The 17,164-nt window shown below is 58.3% G+C and carries 14 protein-coding genes and 1 pseudogene; 6 read left to right on the forward strand and 9 right to left on the reverse strand.

Annotation, left to right across the window (positions count from 1 at the left end; genetic code table 11):
* Nucleotides 1-111: 111 nt before the first annotated feature.
* From HMPREF2779_RS00705 to clpB, 8 genes are all read right to left on the reverse strand, one after another.
* Nucleotides 112-321, reverse strand: coding sequence for a DUF3073 domain-containing protein (locus HMPREF2779_RS00705; protein WP_005504588.1), 210 nt, complete (start codon nt 319-321; stop codon nt 112-114).
* A gap of 351 nt (nt 322-672) precedes the next feature.
* A complete protein-coding gene (locus HMPREF2779_RS00710) occupies nt 673-2,349 on the reverse strand; it encodes a carbohydrate-binding domain-containing protein (protein WP_105360575.1) in 1,677 nt (558 codons plus the stop codon).
* A gap of 212 nt (nt 2,350-2,561) precedes the next feature.
* The gene (locus tag HMPREF2779_RS00715) at nt 2,562-3,482 is read right to left on the reverse strand and encodes a polyphosphate polymerase domain-containing protein (protein WP_105360576.1); all 921 of its coding nucleotides are present in this window, start codon (nt 3,480-3,482) and stop codon (nt 2,562-2,564) included.
* Between the two features lie 123 nt (nt 3,483-3,605).
* Nucleotides 3,606-4,298, reverse strand: a complete 693-nt coding sequence (locus tag HMPREF2779_RS00720) for a DUF4956 domain-containing protein (RefSeq protein WP_105360577.1) — start codon at nt 4,296-4,298, stop codon at nt 3,606-3,608.
* Nucleotides 4,299-4,622: 324 nt separating this feature from the next.
* Nucleotides 4,623-5,585: a calcium-binding protein gene (locus tag HMPREF2779_RS00725; RefSeq protein ID WP_105360578.1), complete on the reverse strand. Its 963-nt coding sequence runs from the start codon at nt 5,583-5,585 to the stop codon at nt 4,623-4,625.
* A gap of 313 nt (nt 5,586-5,898) precedes the next feature.
* Nucleotides 5,899-7,122, reverse strand: coding sequence for an excalibur calcium-binding domain-containing protein (locus HMPREF2779_RS00730; RefSeq protein WP_105360579.1), 1,224 nt, complete (start codon nt 7,120-7,122; stop codon nt 5,899-5,901).
* A gap of 207 nt (nt 7,123-7,329) precedes the next feature.
* On the reverse strand, nt 7,330-8,298 hold the full coding sequence (locus HMPREF2779_RS00735; RefSeq protein WP_105360580.1) for a Sir2 family NAD-dependent protein deacetylase: 969 nt from the start codon (nt 8,296-8,298) through the stop codon (nt 7,330-7,332).
* Between the two features lie 163 nt (nt 8,299-8,461).
* Complete coding sequence (clpB, locus tag HMPREF2779_RS00740; RefSeq protein ID WP_105360581.1) at nt 8,462-11,071, reverse strand: ATP-dependent chaperone ClpB; 2,610 nt, start codon at nt 11,069-11,071, stop codon at nt 8,462-8,464.
* A gap of 266 nt (nt 11,072-11,337) precedes the next feature.
* Between clpB and HMPREF2779_RS00745 the strand changes: the two genes are divergently transcribed.
* The 5 genes and pseudogenes from HMPREF2779_RS00745 to HMPREF2779_RS09055 form a co-directional block, all read left to right on the forward strand.
* Nucleotides 11,338-12,021 (forward strand): NAD(P)-dependent oxidoreductase, encoded by a 684-nt coding sequence (locus HMPREF2779_RS00745; RefSeq protein ID WP_105360582.1) that lies wholly within the window; start codon nt 11,338-11,340, stop codon nt 12,019-12,021.
* Nucleotides 12,022-12,039: 18 nt separating this feature from the next.
* Nucleotides 12,040-12,696, forward strand: coding sequence for an HAD family hydrolase (locus HMPREF2779_RS00750; RefSeq protein WP_070684666.1), 657 nt, complete (start codon nt 12,040-12,042; stop codon nt 12,694-12,696).
* Nucleotides 12,697-13,033: 337 nt separating this feature from the next.
* Nucleotides 13,034-13,531, forward strand: coding sequence for a DNA starvation/stationary phase protection protein Dps (gene dps, locus HMPREF2779_RS00755; RefSeq protein ID WP_005504568.1), 498 nt, complete (start codon nt 13,034-13,036; stop codon nt 13,529-13,531).
* A gap of 349 nt (nt 13,532-13,880) precedes the next feature.
* Nucleotides 13,881-14,015 (forward strand): hypothetical protein, encoded by a 135-nt coding sequence (locus HMPREF2779_RS09275; RefSeq protein WP_255402000.1) that lies wholly within the window; start codon nt 13,881-13,883, stop codon nt 14,013-14,015.
* 24 nt (nt 14,016-14,039) lie between these two features.
* Nucleotides 14,040-14,222: pseudogene (locus HMPREF2779_RS09055) on the forward strand (rubrerythrin family protein); the annotation flags it as partial.
* 512 nt (nt 14,223-14,734) lie between these two features.
* Here the strand turns inward: HMPREF2779_RS09055 and HMPREF2779_RS00765 are convergent.
* Nucleotides 14,735-15,040 carry a Dps family protein gene (locus HMPREF2779_RS00765; RefSeq protein WP_366765751.1) on the reverse strand — a complete coding sequence of 102 codons (306 nt, stop codon included), beginning with the start codon at nt 15,038-15,040 and terminating at the stop codon, nt 14,735-14,737.
* A 693-nt stretch (nt 15,041-15,733) separates the two neighbouring features.
* Between HMPREF2779_RS00765 and HMPREF2779_RS00770 the strand changes: the two genes are divergently transcribed.
* The gene (locus HMPREF2779_RS00770) at nt 15,734-16,858 is read left to right on the forward strand and encodes a VIT1/CCC1 transporter family protein (RefSeq protein WP_105360583.1); all 1,125 of its coding nucleotides are present in this window, start codon (nt 15,734-15,736) and stop codon (nt 16,856-16,858) included.
* The last annotated feature ends 306 nt before the right edge of the window (nt 16,859-17,164 follow it).

Below are 17,164 nucleotides of genomic sequence, written 5' to 3' on the forward strand. Positions count from 1 at the left end.
CCACTCGAAGGCACGAAAAAACCGGCTGAGCACCCCGTGTGGGGTCTCAAGCCGGTTCATCATCTGTCGAATACGCTCGGTCGATATGCACCGAATCATTCCGCGTATTCTTTATGCCTCATCCTCGTAGGACGCGTACTTTTCTGCGTATGCCGAGTAGTCATCCTCGTCGTCATAGCGACGGCGGGACGAATCGGAGGACTTCGTTTTCTTCGCGCTGCTGAGCTCGCGCTCGAGTGCGCTGTAGTCGGTCTCGGGGCTGAAGTACTTCATCTCCCGAGCCTGCCTTGTTGCTTTAGCCTTCTGACGGCCGCGCCCCATGGCGTGACCCCCTCTTTCATCCTGTCCGAGGCGAACAGCACGTGCGGCGCATCGCTCTCGGATCGTTCAACAGTCTTTACTACACTATAGAGTACCCTGTTTCAGCCCTGAATGTCTCGCTCAGCGGCACCTATTTTGCGTATCTGAGTACTTCTTCGCACCGGAACAACCGTTTTATTTTGCACCCGCGGCTTTTTACCCCAGACACCACAGTGCCCCGCACCGGACGTATCGCTACAACCAATGCGGGGCGTGGGTCTCTGCCTCCGGCTCACTCACAAGATCGGGTTCAGAGAGGGGACCGTGCCGGTCATGACATCCAGCGCGGGGCTTGAGGGGCGCTCCTGCCGCTTAGCTTGCGGTAAAGGAGCCCAGCGAGGTGGCGTTAGAAGCCAGGGTGGTACTGGAGGCATCCACGCTATCGGTGGTGGTGTACACAGTGCAGCTCTCGCCCTTGGTGATCTTGGATCTAGAGACCAGGATCAGTGCGGTACTGGAGTTAGTCACCTTGTAATTCGCCACCACGTTACCGGAGGAGTCGGTCACCTGTACGGTGGTGCCGGAGCTCAGGTTCGATACGTTGCTAATCTTCACGTAGCCGCTGGTGGAGTTGGTCGAGGGCGCCTCGAACATGTCACCGGAGTTAGCCGCGGTCACGGTCGTGCCGTTGAGCAGCAGGTCGCCGTTGGTGTCCAGGGAGGCGTTACCACCGGTAAAAGGGCCGTTCACGATTAGGGTGCCACCGGAGAGGGTTGCCGTACCGTTGGAATCGATGCCGTCGCCGTTCGCGTTCACAGTGACGGTACCGCCGGAGATGTTGATGGTTGCGTCGACCACCTCGAAGGTGCCGCCACCACCCATGCCGCCACCAGCCTGGGGTTGGCCCATGGTACCGGAGGGAGCCTGACCACCTGCCGAGGCCTGACCTGCGCTACCGCTGGGCACCTGGGGTGCAGAGTTCTGGCGATTCTGCGCGCTCTGATTAGTCGAGGTTGCAGTAGTCGAGTCGGTGGTAGTCGTAGTGCTGTACGAGGCGTTGATACCGTCATCGGAGCTGGTCACGTTCACGGTGCCGTCCAGAATGTTGATGTACTGCGCCTCAATACCCTCGTTCGCCTGGGTAATGTTCAGGGTACCGCCGGAGATTTCAAGCACGCGCTCAGCCTTGAAACCGTCATCACCTGCGGAGATGTTCACGGTACCGCCGCTCAGGCGTACCCAGCCGCGGTTGCCGTCGGTGTCATTGGTTGCCTTGATGCCGTCCTGGCTTGCGGTTACGGTGATGGTGCCGTCCAGGATATCGACGTAGTCCTTACCCTTGATGCCGGTGTTTGCCGCGTTCACTTCCAGGGTGCCGGAGGCAATGACCAGGCCGTCAGAGGTGTGGATACCCTCTTCGTACTTGCCCTCAACCTTCAGTGTACCCTCGCCCGCCAGGGTCAGGTCACTCTTCGAGTAGATAGCTGCGTCGGGGCTACCGCTGGCGGTATCCGAGTAGGAGGAGCCGTCAGAGACGGTGCTGGTGGTACCCGAGGCGGTGTAGATAACGACCTCGTCCGCCTCAACCACGTTGATTGCCGCGCCGGTGGAGTTGGTGATGGTCGCGTTGTTCAGGATCAGGCGGACCATATCGCCGCTGGTAGCCTCAACCTTGATCTGACCCTCGTAGGTGCCGGTGAGCTTGTAGTTGCCCGCCTTGGTGATGGTGATGACGCCGTCGCTGACGGTCACGCCGTCGGTCGCGGTCGGGTTCGAAAGATTGATAGTAACTTCGCTGGAGGAGTCCCAGGTGACGTCTTTCGCGGAGTAGTGGGTGTCCTCTGCGAGCTTCGCGCCGCTCTTCACGTCGGTAGAGAAGGAGTCTGCCACCTTCGAGGTGGTGTCCGAAGTGCTCGAAGCGGAGGTGCTGGTCGCGCTAGTGGCAGTAGCACTGGCGTTCGAGGTCGAGGTTGCCGAGCAACCGGTCAACGCCAGGGCTGCCAGGAGGGTAATGGAGGTTGCGCTCTTAATCATATTGCTCTTTTTCACGGGTTTTCCTTTGTGTTTGGGTGACTACTTGCGTAGAGCCAGCGCCACAGGGGTAAGACGTATGTGAAATGTGAATATGTGTGAGAGCCGTTATTGCCTGTGTGGGGCGAATAAAGCCGGTATTGTGTTCGGTTCGGGGGTTTATAGATGAGGGGCTGCGGGTGCGGGTAAGGTAGGTGCGCTACCCTACCCGCACATCCCAGATTGCCGTTTTAGGCGGCTGCAAAACGCTCGGTCAGCAGCTTCTGGTAGTCCTCTTCGGTCATGTCATCCAGGTTGAGGCGGGTGCCGTTGACCGGTTCCAGGTGCATCCAGTTCTTGATGGTTTCTGCCCACTTGTTGCTTGCCAGCTGCGGGTTCAGCGCCGCCATGCCGGTTGCAAACTTGGAGATTTTCGCGGGGGTGATGCCCGCATCCCAGAGGTGCTGGTCTGCTACGGAGGGCTCCACGCCGGACTTGGTTTCGATGATGACCGCGTTCGGCAGGCCGTAGGTGGTGCCGACCAGGTTACCGTGGAAGTTACGGTAGTTCACGCCCGCCATGAGAATGTTCTCGGACATGGGGGTCCAGGTCAGGTTGGTATCCACCGTCATACGGGAGGCGACCGGGTTCTTCTCGCTCTGCGGCAAGAAGACCGTGGTGCGGCGGTAGCCGGTGGTCAGAACCGCCTCCAGCTTCTCGACCGGGCCCGCGAGGATATCGCCGAGTGCTTCGGTGATGTACTCGTGACCTTCCGCGGTCAGCTGGTCGCGCGTCTCGAAGGTGTACGGGATACGCTTCTTGACGCTCATATCCTGCTCACCGTCGGTCTTGACCTCCAGGAAGGTCAGCTCCGAGTCCAGGTAGCTACGGGTACGGATCTTGAAGGTGTCCGGGCGGCTGTAGGCTGCCGAGTGGTAGCTCTGCATCTGCGGGGTGTCGAAGTAGACCGAGTCGTAGGCGAAGTCGCGCTGACCCTTGATTTCCATGACGGAGGCGTCTGCGTCGAGCGTGGAGAGCACCTTGGCGGCGGTTTCTGCGTCGACAATGTACTTGCGGTCCACGCGGGTCTGCATGGCGGCCTTCTCGTTCATGGCTTCGAGGCTGATGCTCTTCCACTCTGCGGGGATGATGTTTGCGGCTGCGTTAGTCATGGGTCTTCGTCCTTCTGGGGTGCCGCCCGGCGCGTATTGGGCTGTGCGCCGAGGCGGCGTGTCGTGGGTATCGGAGATGTTTGTGCGGTTGGAGTGAATCGGAGGCTTAGATACCGGTTGGTCTTATTTGCCTACCGGGGTGCGCTGGAGCGGAATCATCCGGGTATCCAGCGTGGCGTGCGCCTCGGCGGTAGGTGCTACCGGCTGGCGGGTTGCACTAATCTGTGACGCTGCCGCCTCCACTGCCGCGGGGGTGCCGCCCTCGGGGGTTTCCTTGGGCTGGTAGGTGACGGTGGCGCGGGTCAGGTTGTTCACCATATCCAGCTCGGTAACGCTGACCGAGGTGACGGTGTAACCCAGGCGAGCGCTCAGGTATGCCTTGAGCTCTTCCTCGTCGCTGATCGCACGATCGGCGGTAACGGTCTGAGTCTGATCGGTAGAGACCGGGGCGCTGCGCGAGTCGAGGACCGCGATCAGGGCAACCAGGGTAGCCATGAGGCCGAAGGCGATGTACGCCGGGCTGATATTCACACCCGCGATCATGCCAACCGAGAGAGCCACGAAGTAGTAGCCGACTTCGCGCTGGCTCAGGGCGGTGGAACGCAATCGGATAATCGACAGGACACCGAAGAGGCCCATACCCATAGCGGATGCGTTCGATCCGGCGGATACCAGCGCCACTGAGACGGTGAAGATGCCGGCGTTGATGACCGCGTAGGAAATCATCAGTTCGCGGTTGCGGTGCCGCACCATGTAGAGGGTGCAGAGCGCTGCGATGGCTATGGCATCGGCAATCGCCATGGTCAGAATAGTCATTGGGTGCTCCAGATATCGTGTCGTGATGTTCGCGGTGCTCTTTGCTGTCTGTTCTTCAGCTTCGGGCTGTGCGTTGTTGCCTTGTCTGCTTGGTATCTAGAATCTCGTGCGATGCTGTGTTTACCCTGTGTTACCCTTAACTTAGAGATAAGTGTTAGAAGTCTCTAGTAAATCTGCTGGTCAAATGCACTAGAGGCTATTATTTTTTTCTCTCTCCACTACGTTTTCTGTATCTTCTGCGGTATCAAAAGGCACAAAAAATGGGCTCCCTCCGATATGGAGGGAGCCCATAAAAGCAGCTAAAAACTTAGCGACTAGGCGTTATTATGCTTTCTTGCGCATGCGGGTTGCCACGATGGTTGCACCACCGGCACCCAGAGCAATCAGACCCAGGCCAGCAGCGGTCATCGCATCGGATGCACCGGTCTTAGCCAGGGAAGAAGAGCTCTTAGAGGATGCGTTCGAGGAACCGGAACCCAGGTTGTCATTCGAGCCGGAGCTCAGACCACCGTTAGAACCGGAACCCAGGTTGTCATTGCCAGAGGAACCCAGCACGAAGCTATAGGAATCCTTGGAATCACCCTCGATGTGGTCAGCCGCGGGGGCGGACTGCTCATCAGACTTCTGCTCTTCGGCAGGCTTCTGGCCCTCAGCAGGCTTGGTTTCCTTAGCTTCCTCAACTGCGGGTGCGGAGGTCTCTTCAGCAGGCTTGGGAGCCTCGGTGGTCGGAGCCGGGGTCGAATCCTCAGAGGGAGCGGGGGTCGGATCCTGGGAAGGAGCCGGGGTCGGATCCTCAGAGGGAGCAGGGGTGGACTCTTCGCTAGGTGCCGGAGCGGGCTGCTCTGCGACCTTAATGGTCACGGTAGCTGCCTTACCGCCGCGGGGAACGTCGCCGTCCTTCAAGGAACCGGACAGCAGGTAAATGTCAACGGAAACGCTGCCGTGCAGCTCTGCCTGCCAGGGGATGGCAACGGAGAAGTTGCCAGCCTCGTCAGCGTGGATTTCCAGGTAGTCCTGGCCGTTAATCTTAACTGCACCCTTGTTCAGCTTCAGTGCCAGAACGGAACCGGAGGTGCCGTCAGCGGTCTTGAAGCCCTCGCCGCCAATGTTCAGATCCTGACCCTCAACCCATACGTCGGGGGCGATAAACTGTGCAGAGTCTGCGTAGGTGTGGACAACCTGAGGTGCGCCTTCAACAGCGAAGGTTGCGGGGACGGAAGTAGCAACGAGGCCACAGCCGATGAGTGCGGTGGCGCCGATGCGTGCAATATTGTTTCGAATGTTCATGCCCCCCATTCTAACGAGCGAAGCTTAGGATACCGGCACCCAAGACGTCAATTTATTATGACCTAACTCACAAAACATATTTTTCTTGAAGGTTTCTTGAAGGCATGATTGAACTATATAAGCCTTTTACACTGCCGTGCACACCCAAACTCTCAACCCCACATTGAAGAAACTAGCAAGTACATACCCCATCCCATCAGCACAACCCAACAGCAAAAACCACCCCGTTAAACGCGAAAATCCCCTCCACCCGAACACTCAAAAGCATTCAGGGGAAGGGACCCTCACTCACCACCGGGCGGCGGCAATAGTTTTAGGAGTTCTTGCGGTTGCGCACAGCAGACACGCCAGCAACACCCAGGCCCAGAGCTACCAGACCCATACCAGCAACGGTGAAGGCGTTAGAAGCACCGGTGTTAGCCAGGGAAGAGCGCTGAGCACGGCTCGAAGTGTAGCTGCTCGAAGGGGAGGAGTCGCCGCCCAGGTTATCCAGACCGCCAGAGTTGCGGGACGAAGAACCCGAGGAGCCGTTGGAGGAGGAACCGTCGGTCACCTCGCTGTTAATGACCTCGCAGCCCAGGCCGTTACCGTCGTTATCGAACTTCTTGCGGAAGTCCGGGTGGCTCTTATGCATGGGCGCCAGGCCAGCGGCCGCAACCTCTGCACAGTTCGCGAAGCGAGTGCTCTCAGCCGAAGCGGTCACCTGCTCGGTAGCGGAGGTGGAATCACCCAGCTGATCCTTCGCCTTGTTCGCAACGGCTGCGTTCTGATCAGCAGCAGCCGACTCGGTAGCAGATGCCGATGCGCTCGCAGAAGAAGTTGCCGAAGCGGAGGGGGTAGCCACCACAGAAGCCGAAGCCGGTGCGGTAGCCGAAGGGCTCACCGATGCGGAAGCCTTCTCATCGGCGCGGTTCTTAATCTCTGCATCCACGGAGGCAACAACCTCATCAGCGGCGGTAGCCGAAGCAGTCGCGGAAGCCGAGGGGATAGCAGATGCGGAAGGCGCCACAGACGCGGAGGGGGTAGCCACCACAGAAGCGGTTGCCGGAGCGCTCGCAGATGCGGTAGCGGAGGGGGTTGCTTCCTGAACGGAGCGAGCCGCAATCTTCACGGTGGCTGTCTTGCCGCCGCGAGCGGTGTCATTGTCCCTCAGGGAACCGGAGAGCAGGTAGACGTCCACGGAGATACGCTCCTCCAGGTCGTCCTGCCAGGGAATGGAAACGGAGAAGTTGCCCTTCTCGTCAGCCTGAACTTCCAGGTAGTCCTTGCCGTCAATCTTGACGGTGCCCTTGTTCAGCTTGATAGCGATGGTGGAGCCGGAAGTGCCGTCCTGGGTCAGGAAACCTTCGCCGGTAATCTTCAGGGTTTCGCCCTTGTACCATACCTCAGAAATGTGGGAGGTTGCCTTGTCGGAATAGACGTAGGTGACGGACTCTTCACCGTTCTGAGCGAAAGTTGCGGGAATTGCGGTGACCGCCAGACCGCAACCGATCAGGGCGGTGGCACCGAAGCGAGTGATAGTGTGTCGAATGTCCATCCCATCATTTTATCCCCGCATTCTGGGTATATCCGCCTGTCCAGGGGCTATTTGCAATGACTTGCAACACAAAATAGCACTTTCGTGCACTTAACTTTGGGGCAGTGCATGCGCGGCAAAATTCGCCAGAGAAACAACATTCGCTGGGGAAACAGCATTCACTGGGGGAACAGCGTCGCCTAGACCCCTGCAACGACTCTGGCAACCTTAAACGTCAACAGCGTCGAGCATGAGTTCCAGCGCCTCACCCACGCCGCTGCGCCACAGGTAGGTTGCTTTCGCGTCCGCACGACCCGGACCGCCGTTAATCACAGCGACCGGCTTGCCGGCGCGCAGAGCCTCCAGCACAATTTTGTAGCTACTCATAACCGCCACCGAGGAGCCCACCACCAGTAGCGCCGAACATTCAGCGAGCATGGCGTCCTTACGTGCCTTACGTTCGGCGGGCACGGACTCGCCAAAGTACACCACATCCGGCTTGAGGCGGGTCGAACCGCAGCCGAGGCAGGGCACCATCTGAAAATCGAGGATATAGCGGTCATCCAGCTCCACGTCACCGTCAGGGTTCACGCGCAACTCTTCGTCTTCAAGGCGCGCCAGGTAGCCGGGGTTCGCCGCATCCAGGCGTGTATCCAGGCTTTCGCGGCTCTCGTCCTGCCCGCATTCCAGGCACACAATACGAGAGAGGTCGCCGTGCAGCGCCAGCAGGCGGGAGCTTCCAGCGCGGGCGTGCAGCCCATCCACGTTCTGCGTAATCACGCCGCTCACGGCGCCCAGCTGCTCCAGCTCGGCGAGCGCATAGTGGGCGCGGTTCGGTTCGGCACGGCGCATGCGGCGCCAACCCACGTAGGAGCGCGCCCAGTAGCGTTGGCGGGCTACGTCATCGTAACGGAATTCCTGGTAGGTCATGGGGCGGTGGTCGTGCAGGGAGCCGCCCGGTCCGCGGTAGTCAGGGATGCCGGATTCGGTGCTCACTCCAGCGCCGGTGAGCACGAGAACCTTACCGGCCTTGAGCAGCTTGGCAATACCCGCGAAGGCGTATTCTTCGTCGTGCGGGGTGGCGTTCTCAGAGACAACGCGCTGAATCGAGCGGATTGCGGCACGGTGCACGGAGGCGATTTCTTCGCGCTGCTCACCGGCGGCTGCGAAGTTCTGGTGGTCAGTCCAGCGATCCATTCTTCTCCTCAATGCTCTGTGTACTAGTGCGGTTCAGCGCGGTTCTAACGCGTTAAACGGCTGTGGGGCACCCCCTTTCGAGGGTACCCCACCGCCTATTTCTTATGATTTCGAATGTGCAAACTCAGCCACAGGCTAAGTCCGCCCAGCCAACCGGTTGAGCTTAGTTCTCAGCTTTCTGCTCACGCTCGGAGGTCACCGACAGGCCGTCGCTGGCAATGTCCGGGTTCACGTCCACGGTCACGGTGTCGCCGTCGTGGATTGCACCGGAGAGGATGCCTCGAGCCAGGCGGTCGCCAATCTCGCGCTGTACCAGGCGGCGCAGCGGGCGGGCACCGAATGCCGGGTCGTAGCCGGTCTTACCCAGCCACTCCAGAGCGGCGGGGGTGACGTTCAGGGTGAGGCGGCGGTCCTCCAGACGCTTAGCCATGCTCTTGATCTGCAGGCCCACAATCTGGCCCAGATTCTCAGCCGACAGGGGCTGGAACATGATGATGTCGTCCAGTCGGTTGAGGAACTCGGGGCGGAATGCCTGGTGCACAACCTCCAGTGCCTTCTCGGAACGCTCCTCGAAGGGCAGGTCCTGGTTGACCAGGTACTGCGAACCGAGGTTCGAGGTCAGGATCAGGATGACGTTGCGGAAGTCCACGGTGCGGCCCTGGCCGTCGGTCAGGCGGCCGTCATCGAGTACCTGCAGCAGGATGTCGAAGACCTCGGGGTGTGCCTTCTCAACCTCGTCGAGCAGGACCACCGAGTAGGGGCGACGGCGTACAGCCTCGGTCAGCTGACCGCCCTCTTCGTGGCCAACGTATCCGGGAGGGGCACCGACCAGGCGAGAAACGGTGTGCTTCTCAGAGTATTCACTCATGTCGATGCGTACCAGGGCACGCTCGTCATCGAACTGGAACTCAGCCAGTGCCTTAGCCAGCTCGGTCTTACCAACACCAGTCGGGCCAAGGAACAGGAAGGAACCAATCGGGCGGTTCGGGTCGGAGATGCCGGCACGGGCGCGGCGGACAGCGTCAGAGACAGCTACCACTGCGTCTTCCTGACCGATCAGGCGGGCGCCGATGCGCTTCTCCATTTCGAGCAGCTTCTCGGACTCACCCTGCATCATGCGACCTGCAGGAATACCGGTCCAGGAGGAAATCACCTCGGCAATATCGTCCGCGGTGACCTCTTCGGAGACCATGGATTCGTTCTTGGCGTTGTCCTCGGCGCGCTGTGCTTCTTCCAGCTCAGCCTGCTTTGCGGGAATTTCGCCGTAGAGCAGGCGGGATGCCTCGGCGAGGTTGCCTTCACGCTGTGCCACCTCTGCGCGGGAACGCAGCTCGTCAATCTCAGTCTTGAGGTCACCCACGCGGTTCAGGCTAGCCTTCTCGGCCTCCCAACGAGCGTTGAGGGCGTCGAGCTGTTCCTTCTTGTCAGCCATGTCCTTGCGCAGCGCTTCCAGACGCTCCACGGATGCGGGGTCGGTTTCGCCGGCAAGTGCTAGTTCCTCCATGGTGAGGCGGTCCACGGCGCGGCGCAGCTGGTCGATTTCCTCCGGTGCGGAGTCAATTTCCATGCGCAGGCGGGATGCTGCCTCGTCAATCAGGTCAATTGCCTTGTCCGGCAGCTGACGGGAGGGAATGTAGCGGTTGGACAGGGTTGCTGCGGCAACCAGCGCGGAGTCAGCAATCTGCACCTTGTGGTGTGCCTCGTAGCGTTCCTTCAGGCCACGCAGAATACCGATGGTGTCATCTACGCTGGGCTCGCCCACGTACACCTGCTGGAAGCGGCGCTCCAGTGCGGGGTCCTTCTCGATGTTCTCGCGGTACTCATCCAGGGTGGTTGCACCGATCAGGCGCAACTCGCCACGGGCAAGCATGGGCTTGAGCATGTTGCCTGCGTCCATGGAGCCTTCGGATGCGCCAGCACCGACGACGGTGTGAATCTCGTCGATGAAGGTCACGATCTGGCCCTCGGATTTCTTGATTTCTTCGAGGACTGCCTTCAGGCGCTCCTCGAATTCACCGCGGTACTTTGCGCCTGCGACCATGGAGCCCAGGTCCAGGCTGATGAGGGTCTTGCCGCGCAGGGATTCGGGCACGTCGCCAGAAACCATGCGCTGTGCCAGGCCTTCCACGACGGCGGTCTTACCGACGCCGGGCTCACCAATCAGAACGGGGTTGTTCTTGGTGCGGCGGGAAAGCACCTGCACGACGCGGCGAATCTCAGAGTCACGGCCGATGACCGGGTCAAGCTTGCCTGCGCGGGCAATGGCGGTCAGGTCGGTGCCGTACTTTTCGAGCGCCTGGAAGGTGCCTTCGGGGTCGGGGGTGTCCACGGTGCGGTCTCCTCGGACGTTGGGAATGGTCTGTGCGATGAGCTCTGCGGTAGCGCCGATCTTGTGCATTGCGGTTGCGGTGCTATCGGTTCCGCTGGCGATGCCGAGCAGAATCATTTCGGTGGAGACGTAGCTGTCACCGAAGCCCTGGGCGCGGGTCTGTGCCGCCTGCAGAGCGGAAAGCGCGGCACGGCTGAGGGAGGCATTCTGCACGGAAGCGCCGGATGCCTTCGGCAGCTTCTTGATTTCAGCGGATGCCGCCTCGGAGATAGCGTCCACATCCAGACCTGCAGCCTTGAGGACTGCTACGGCGACGCCTTCGCGCTGGTCCATTAGGGCCTTGAGGATGTGCGAGGTTTCAATAGTGGGGTTACCGGCGGTTTGAGCATTAGTATTTGCCGCCGAGATGACTTCTTGACTCTTGGTGGTGAACTTGTTGTCCATGACGTTCCTTTCGTATTTCGAGGGGCTTATCCTATGCGCCCCTGCATTACATAACTTGAGTCTACTCCACTCAATTATGTTTCGCAAGCCTCCTGCAAAAAAATTTTCGTATTTTTTGCCCCACCTCACACCCCCTGCCACCCGAACAAAAGCCCCGAACAAAAGCCCCGGTCAAAACCGCATTGCTATACTGACCGGACTGGGTACTTGCGAGGCTGGGCGCTTGCGGGCTCCCACAACAATCACAGTCACGAATGGGGACCCACATGAAAATACTGGTTCTAGGTGCAACCGGCCGCACCGGTTACCTCTTCACCCGCAAAGCCCTAGCGGAGGGGCACACGGTCACCACCTACGTGCGCAACCCCAACAAGGCGCTAACACTTTTGGGAGCGCACCAAAATCTCACTATTGTTCCGGGAGCCCTGGATGATGCCGAACAGCTCGCCGCAGCATCCTCCGGGCAAGACGTGATGGTCAGCATCCTGGGTCAGAAAGCCACGGTGCGAGAATTTCTCTCCTCCACGTTCATGCAGGAGCGCCTGCCCCTCATCATGGAGGCGGTCACGGGCGCAGGCGTGAAGCATTGCGTTCTGATGAGCGCCTACGGTGTGGGCGATACGGTACGGACCGCATCCCTGCCCATGCGCCTGGTGTGCAAGGTCATCATGCGCGGCATTTTCACCGACAAGGTTAAGGCGGACGCCCTGGTCGCCGAATATCAGCCGCATATTTCGCGTGCGCATCCGGGCAGGCTGACCGACAATCCCGGTAAGGGCGGAGTGAAGGTGTTTGACATGGCGAGTGTCGAGCGAACTCCGGGCATTCCGACGATTGCCCGTGAAGACGTCGCCGATGCGCTACTCACTATCGCCAAGAACCCCCAGAATGCGAGCACAGATTTTTTGGTGACGATTGGGGACGTTACCCTACGCTCACCCCAGAAATAAACCGGTAGGCTTAATGACATGACGACTACGAACACCTTCCCCGCCGCAATTCTCTTCGACCACGACGGAACCCTCGTCGACACCGAACCCGTATGGGCTGCCGCAAAGGTTGCTCTCACCGCAGAATTTGGCGGCACCTGGACCGAGCAGGACACCCTCGATTGCCTGGGCCTGTCCATGCAGTTCACCTTGGATCGCCTACGCGAGCGCGGCGTGAACCTGCCAGACGAGGAGATTAATGACCTACTGGTGGCAAAGGTGCACGAAACCCTGGCGCAGCAGCGAGTCGAGTTCCTGCCCGGCATTGAGCGTTTCCTCTCGGAGGTTCACGATGCGCAGATTCCGGCCGCCATCGTCACGAACGCGACCACCTCCGTGGCTCGCCGCACCGCGAATGCGGCACCCGAGGGCACGTTCTCGGTAATTATTGGCAACGATGAGACCACCAACCCCAAGCCGGACCCGCAGCCCTATCTTTTGGCGGCGGAACGTCTGGGCGTTGACCCGACCCAGTGCGTGACTCTCGAAGATTCCCCTTCGGGCGTGCGCAGTGCAACCGCGGCGGGCATGCGCGTCATTGTTGTGCCGGGCGAGCTGGAGGTTCCGGCGGAGCTGGGCACCGCGCGCCTCAAGCATGAGGAGCTGACCTTGGAGGCGGTTCGCGCGCTGGCGTAGCCGCCTAGTTTGCGGGCTGAAAGGCTGGAAGCTCTGTAGAAAACTGAATACGCTTCACCATAAAGGGTGGGATGCGCGAGATGAGATTCCGCGCATCCCACCCTTTGTGCGCGCCTGGGCGGTGAGCCACGCGGGCGTTCGGGGCTAGCACGTTTGAGCAGCGCCTTTTGAACAGGGGCTTTTAAGTGCGGCGCGACACATAGATGACAATTTATTACGAATTACTCAAAATAACCTTGACAGCGGTTCCTTAAAATGATTTACTCATAATAACGATTCGGCGGGGCGACAAATCCCACCGAACCACAAGTATCACAGCATCATGAAGGAGACCATCATGGCATTTGCAAACTACACCGCACCCGGCCTGACCCTCGAAGAAGGCAAGGGCATTTCCGAGGTTCTCCAGGCACGTCTGCACGACCTGAACGACCTGCACCTGCTGCTGAAGCACGCTCACTGGAACGTGACCGGTCCCGGCTTCATCGCCGTTCACGAAATGATTGACCCCCAGGTCGACACCGTCCGCGAGTTCGTCGACGCCATCGCAGAGCGTATGGCAACCCTGGGCGCAACCCCCAACGGTCTGGCTGGCGCGCTGGTCGCACAGCGCACCGTCGAGGACTACCCCGTCGGCCGCGCACGCGTTGCTGACCACCTGCAGGCTCTGAACGATGTCTACACCCGCGTGATTGAGGCTCACCGCAAGGCGATTGCATTCGCTGGCGAGTCCGACCCCGTCACCGAGGATCTGTTGATTGGTCAGACCGCTGAGCTGGAGAAGTTCCAGTGGTTCATCCGCGCATTCCTGGAAAACGGCGAAGGCAACATCTAAGCTGCAACCATCTAAGTCGTAGCGCCTAAACTGCAGCCTACTTATGGCGGCAAGTTATATAGGCGCCAGCTTTTAGAGTCACGAAGCCGGGCGGGTGCACTCTCTTTATGGAGGGTGCACCCGCCCGGCTTCTATACTGTTTCGGTGCTTTTCCCCGACCTTTCACCTCACCCGCGGGATACCCTAGAGTGCGTTGAGGCAAACATAATTGTCGGGTTAGGCCGTCCTAGATTTTCTGTTCAGAGTGCTCTACAGTAGTGCACTATTCATGACAGAGCACACAGATATGAACGCTTCATCAGGCGCAGGGATCTCACCCTGCACGCACGGCACCCGTGGAAAGGGAACTATGAGCACGTACGCCCAGCACGAGCATGGCGAAGAAACCGAGAAGCTTCAGCCGGAAAACTCCGCCACCGAAGCTTCGCAGGCCACCCGCCATAGCGCCGTCATCTCCCCCTCACCCGCGCAGATTAAGCGTTAGTGCCGCTACCTTGCCGATGAAGAATCGGAAGCACGCGTCTACCGCTACCTGGGTCGCCGTGCCGAGAGTACCGACCGCGAAATCCTTCTACAGGTTGCTGAAGCGGAGAAGCGTCACCAGCAGCATTGGCGTGACATGCTCGGTGAGCAGGTAAATGTGCACGTGCGCCCGTCCAGGCAGCACCGGCCGAAAGACGGCGGCGGGTAGCGTTATGTGATTCAGTCATTAAAGGTTTACTTATTTGCAAGAAGCGGCGGTGCGAGTGCCGCAAAAAATTGCAGCTCTATGAGCGCTGATTTGTGAATTATCTAAAGAATAGCACCCCGTATTGCGTATTTAAGAGAGCCTTCAAAAAATCACTAATGTCTTATTTTTATAGACATACTAGAGTTTTCCTCGGTTCGAAAATCAGCAAACCAGAGGCAAGTTTCGCGCACATGTTGCATTTTTTCACACAAGCACCTAAAAGCTGAAACTACCTTATTAATACACCCTGCTGTTAGGTTTTTACCCAAAAGCTTCACAAGAATAATTTGAAAATTTACTTAGAGAAAAATCAATTTTTATTTCAAAGAACTACCGCAAAGACAATGGTGCCCCGCCCCTCCAGATGGAGGGGCGGGGCACCATTGTCTTAGTAAAATCAGGCTAAGGTTTACTTGATGTTGCCCTGGCCGTCATCGATGTGCGAACGGATGAACCACTGGAACTTCTCCAGTTCAGGCGGTCTGGCCGATGAGGATGTCTTCGGCAATGGGGTCAACATCACCAATTTTTGCGATAGCGGCGCGGTGGTCTTCAATAACACCGTTGTAGACCTCATCAAGAGCGCGCAGGTGAGTCTGAGTATCAGCACGATTTACGCTGCATTCTTCCCAGGTTCGCTTTTCAATCAGGTCGCCGGGCAGGCCGTTGGGGGTTACACCCATGGTTGCTATACGTTCCGCAAGCTCGTCAGCATAGCCACGGACCAGATCAACCTGAGGGTCAAGCATCTCGTGAACACCAATGAAGGAGGGACCCACAACATTCCAGTGTGCGTGTTTGAGGATCAACTGCAGATTATTGAGAGCGTGCAGATGAAGCTACAGAACGTCTGCTACGTGGTGGCCACTTTCTTCGGTGATCCCGGGAACGGTAAATGATGCGTACTTGCTCATTGTGGGTTTCCTTTCAAAATCCTGTGAGTTTGGAGCTCTACCAGCTCGGGTTTCGCTACGGATATTGGTTTTAACTCTACTCCCCCAGGAACTGAAAAACAGCCTTATTTTGAATAAATCAAAATAAGGAAAGATTGCACTGACCTGCTTATACACCTTTTTAGGCGGTAAGCTCAGCCTTATCTAACTGACATGTAACCAGTACAAACACACACAGTTTCTATAGAAATTTGAATTAGCTAAACCCAACCATTCCAAATTAAATAACCAATAATTTTTTAGAGCTCTGCCCCATTCCTTCTATATTGCGAATTCCCGGTAGCTCCGGTAGTCTACTTCATGAACGAATGGGGGTAGCTTCCACCGGGAACATCACCCAAAGCGATTTATCGACATGCTGGCGGTCTCGGCACCATAAAACAGTGCCCCACCAGACTGCCCAGTAAATCACCTGGCCTCACCAGGCGAGCGAGACCTTCGGGCCGATACCCGTTGTAGCCGGAGTGTAGGTAGCTCGCCTTTTTCTATGCTTTGGCGCTTTCCTGTAAAGGTGTCTTCATGAGTCAAAACATTACTCCCACCCCTCTCACCGACCGACCAGAGCCAACGCGTGAGCAGATTAAGAAGTGGCGCCGCTATCTTGCCGAAGAAATCTCTGAGGCTAAGGTTTACAGTCAGCTAGCAGAGCGCTCAGAGGGTAGAGAAGCTGAGATTCTGCGCAAGGTTGCAGAAGCTGAGCACCGTCATCAGCAGCACTGGCGCAATCTTTTGGGCGAGCATGCCCACCCTGAGCCCCGCCCGTCGGTGTACGCCCGTCTTCTGCAGTTTTTGGCTAGGAATTTTGGCACCGTTTTTGTGCTGGCTCTTGCCCAGCGTGCTGAAAGCCGCTCAGATTACGCCACCGATCCTCACGCCACCGACGCTATGGCGGCCGACGAGACAATTCACGAGGAAATTGTCCGCGCCCTTTCAGCCTCGGGCAGGGAGAAACTTTCCGGCAACTTCCGCGCTGCTATCTTTGGCGCCAACGATGGCCTGGTTTCTAACGCCGCCCTGATTATGAGTATTGGCGCTTCGGGGGCAAGCTCCCAAATGGTCCTCCTCTCAGGTATCGCCGGCCTTCTTGCCGGTGCGCTGTCGATGGCTGCCGGTGAGTTCGTGTCGGTGAGGTCCCAGCGAGAGATGCTGGAGGCGTCCCGCCCCACCCAGGTCACGCTGGACGTCGCGCAGCACCTCGATATTGACGCCAACGAGCTGGAACTGATTTATCGGGCTCGCGGTATGGAGCCGGACGCCGCGCACCACCGCGCAATGGAAAGATTTGGTTACCTGGATTGCGACTGCGATAATTCCCTATCCTTCCGCCCCGAGTTATTAGAGGAGGAGGCTGAGGAAAACGCTGCGCTGGGTACAGACATCGGCGCGTCTGCCTCCAGCTTTGCCTTTTTTGCTTCGGGCGCCCTGATCCCGATTTTGCCCTATATTTTTGGGGCAACCGGGACATATGCTATGGTGCTGTCGCTGATTCTGGTCAGTATCGCACTGATGGGTACCGGCGGTATCGTGGGTCTGCTCTCGGGGGCAGCGCCGTTTACGCGCGGCCTACGCCAGCTAGCCATCGGCTACGGCGCGGCCCTGGCGGCCTACCTATTGGGGCTGCTCTTTGGGGTGTCTATAGGTTAGACGTAATAACCTTTTTGGAGCGGGGCAAAGGCACTGTTTATGCTTACCCAATCTAGAACCCCAAAATGTATACCTGACCAAAATTTTAGATATTAATTTTTGTAAGGAAAATTACCCAAGTCAGGGTTCACTCAGATTTTACCGTCCACCGTGAAGTATTAGACGTATGATTTTTAAACTGTCTACTTGCACTGACACCTTGTCACTATCATTAGGAGCTTCATGATTTCCTCCATCTCCCACCGTACCCTAGCCAAGGGTGCAGCCTGAGCGGCGCCCGCCGTCCTTGCAACCGCCACCATCCCC

This window comes from Rothia sp. HMSC069C03 (assembly GCF_001811075.1).
GTDB lineage: Bacteria > Actinomycetota > Actinomycetes > Actinomycetales > Micrococcaceae > Rothia > Rothia mucilaginosa.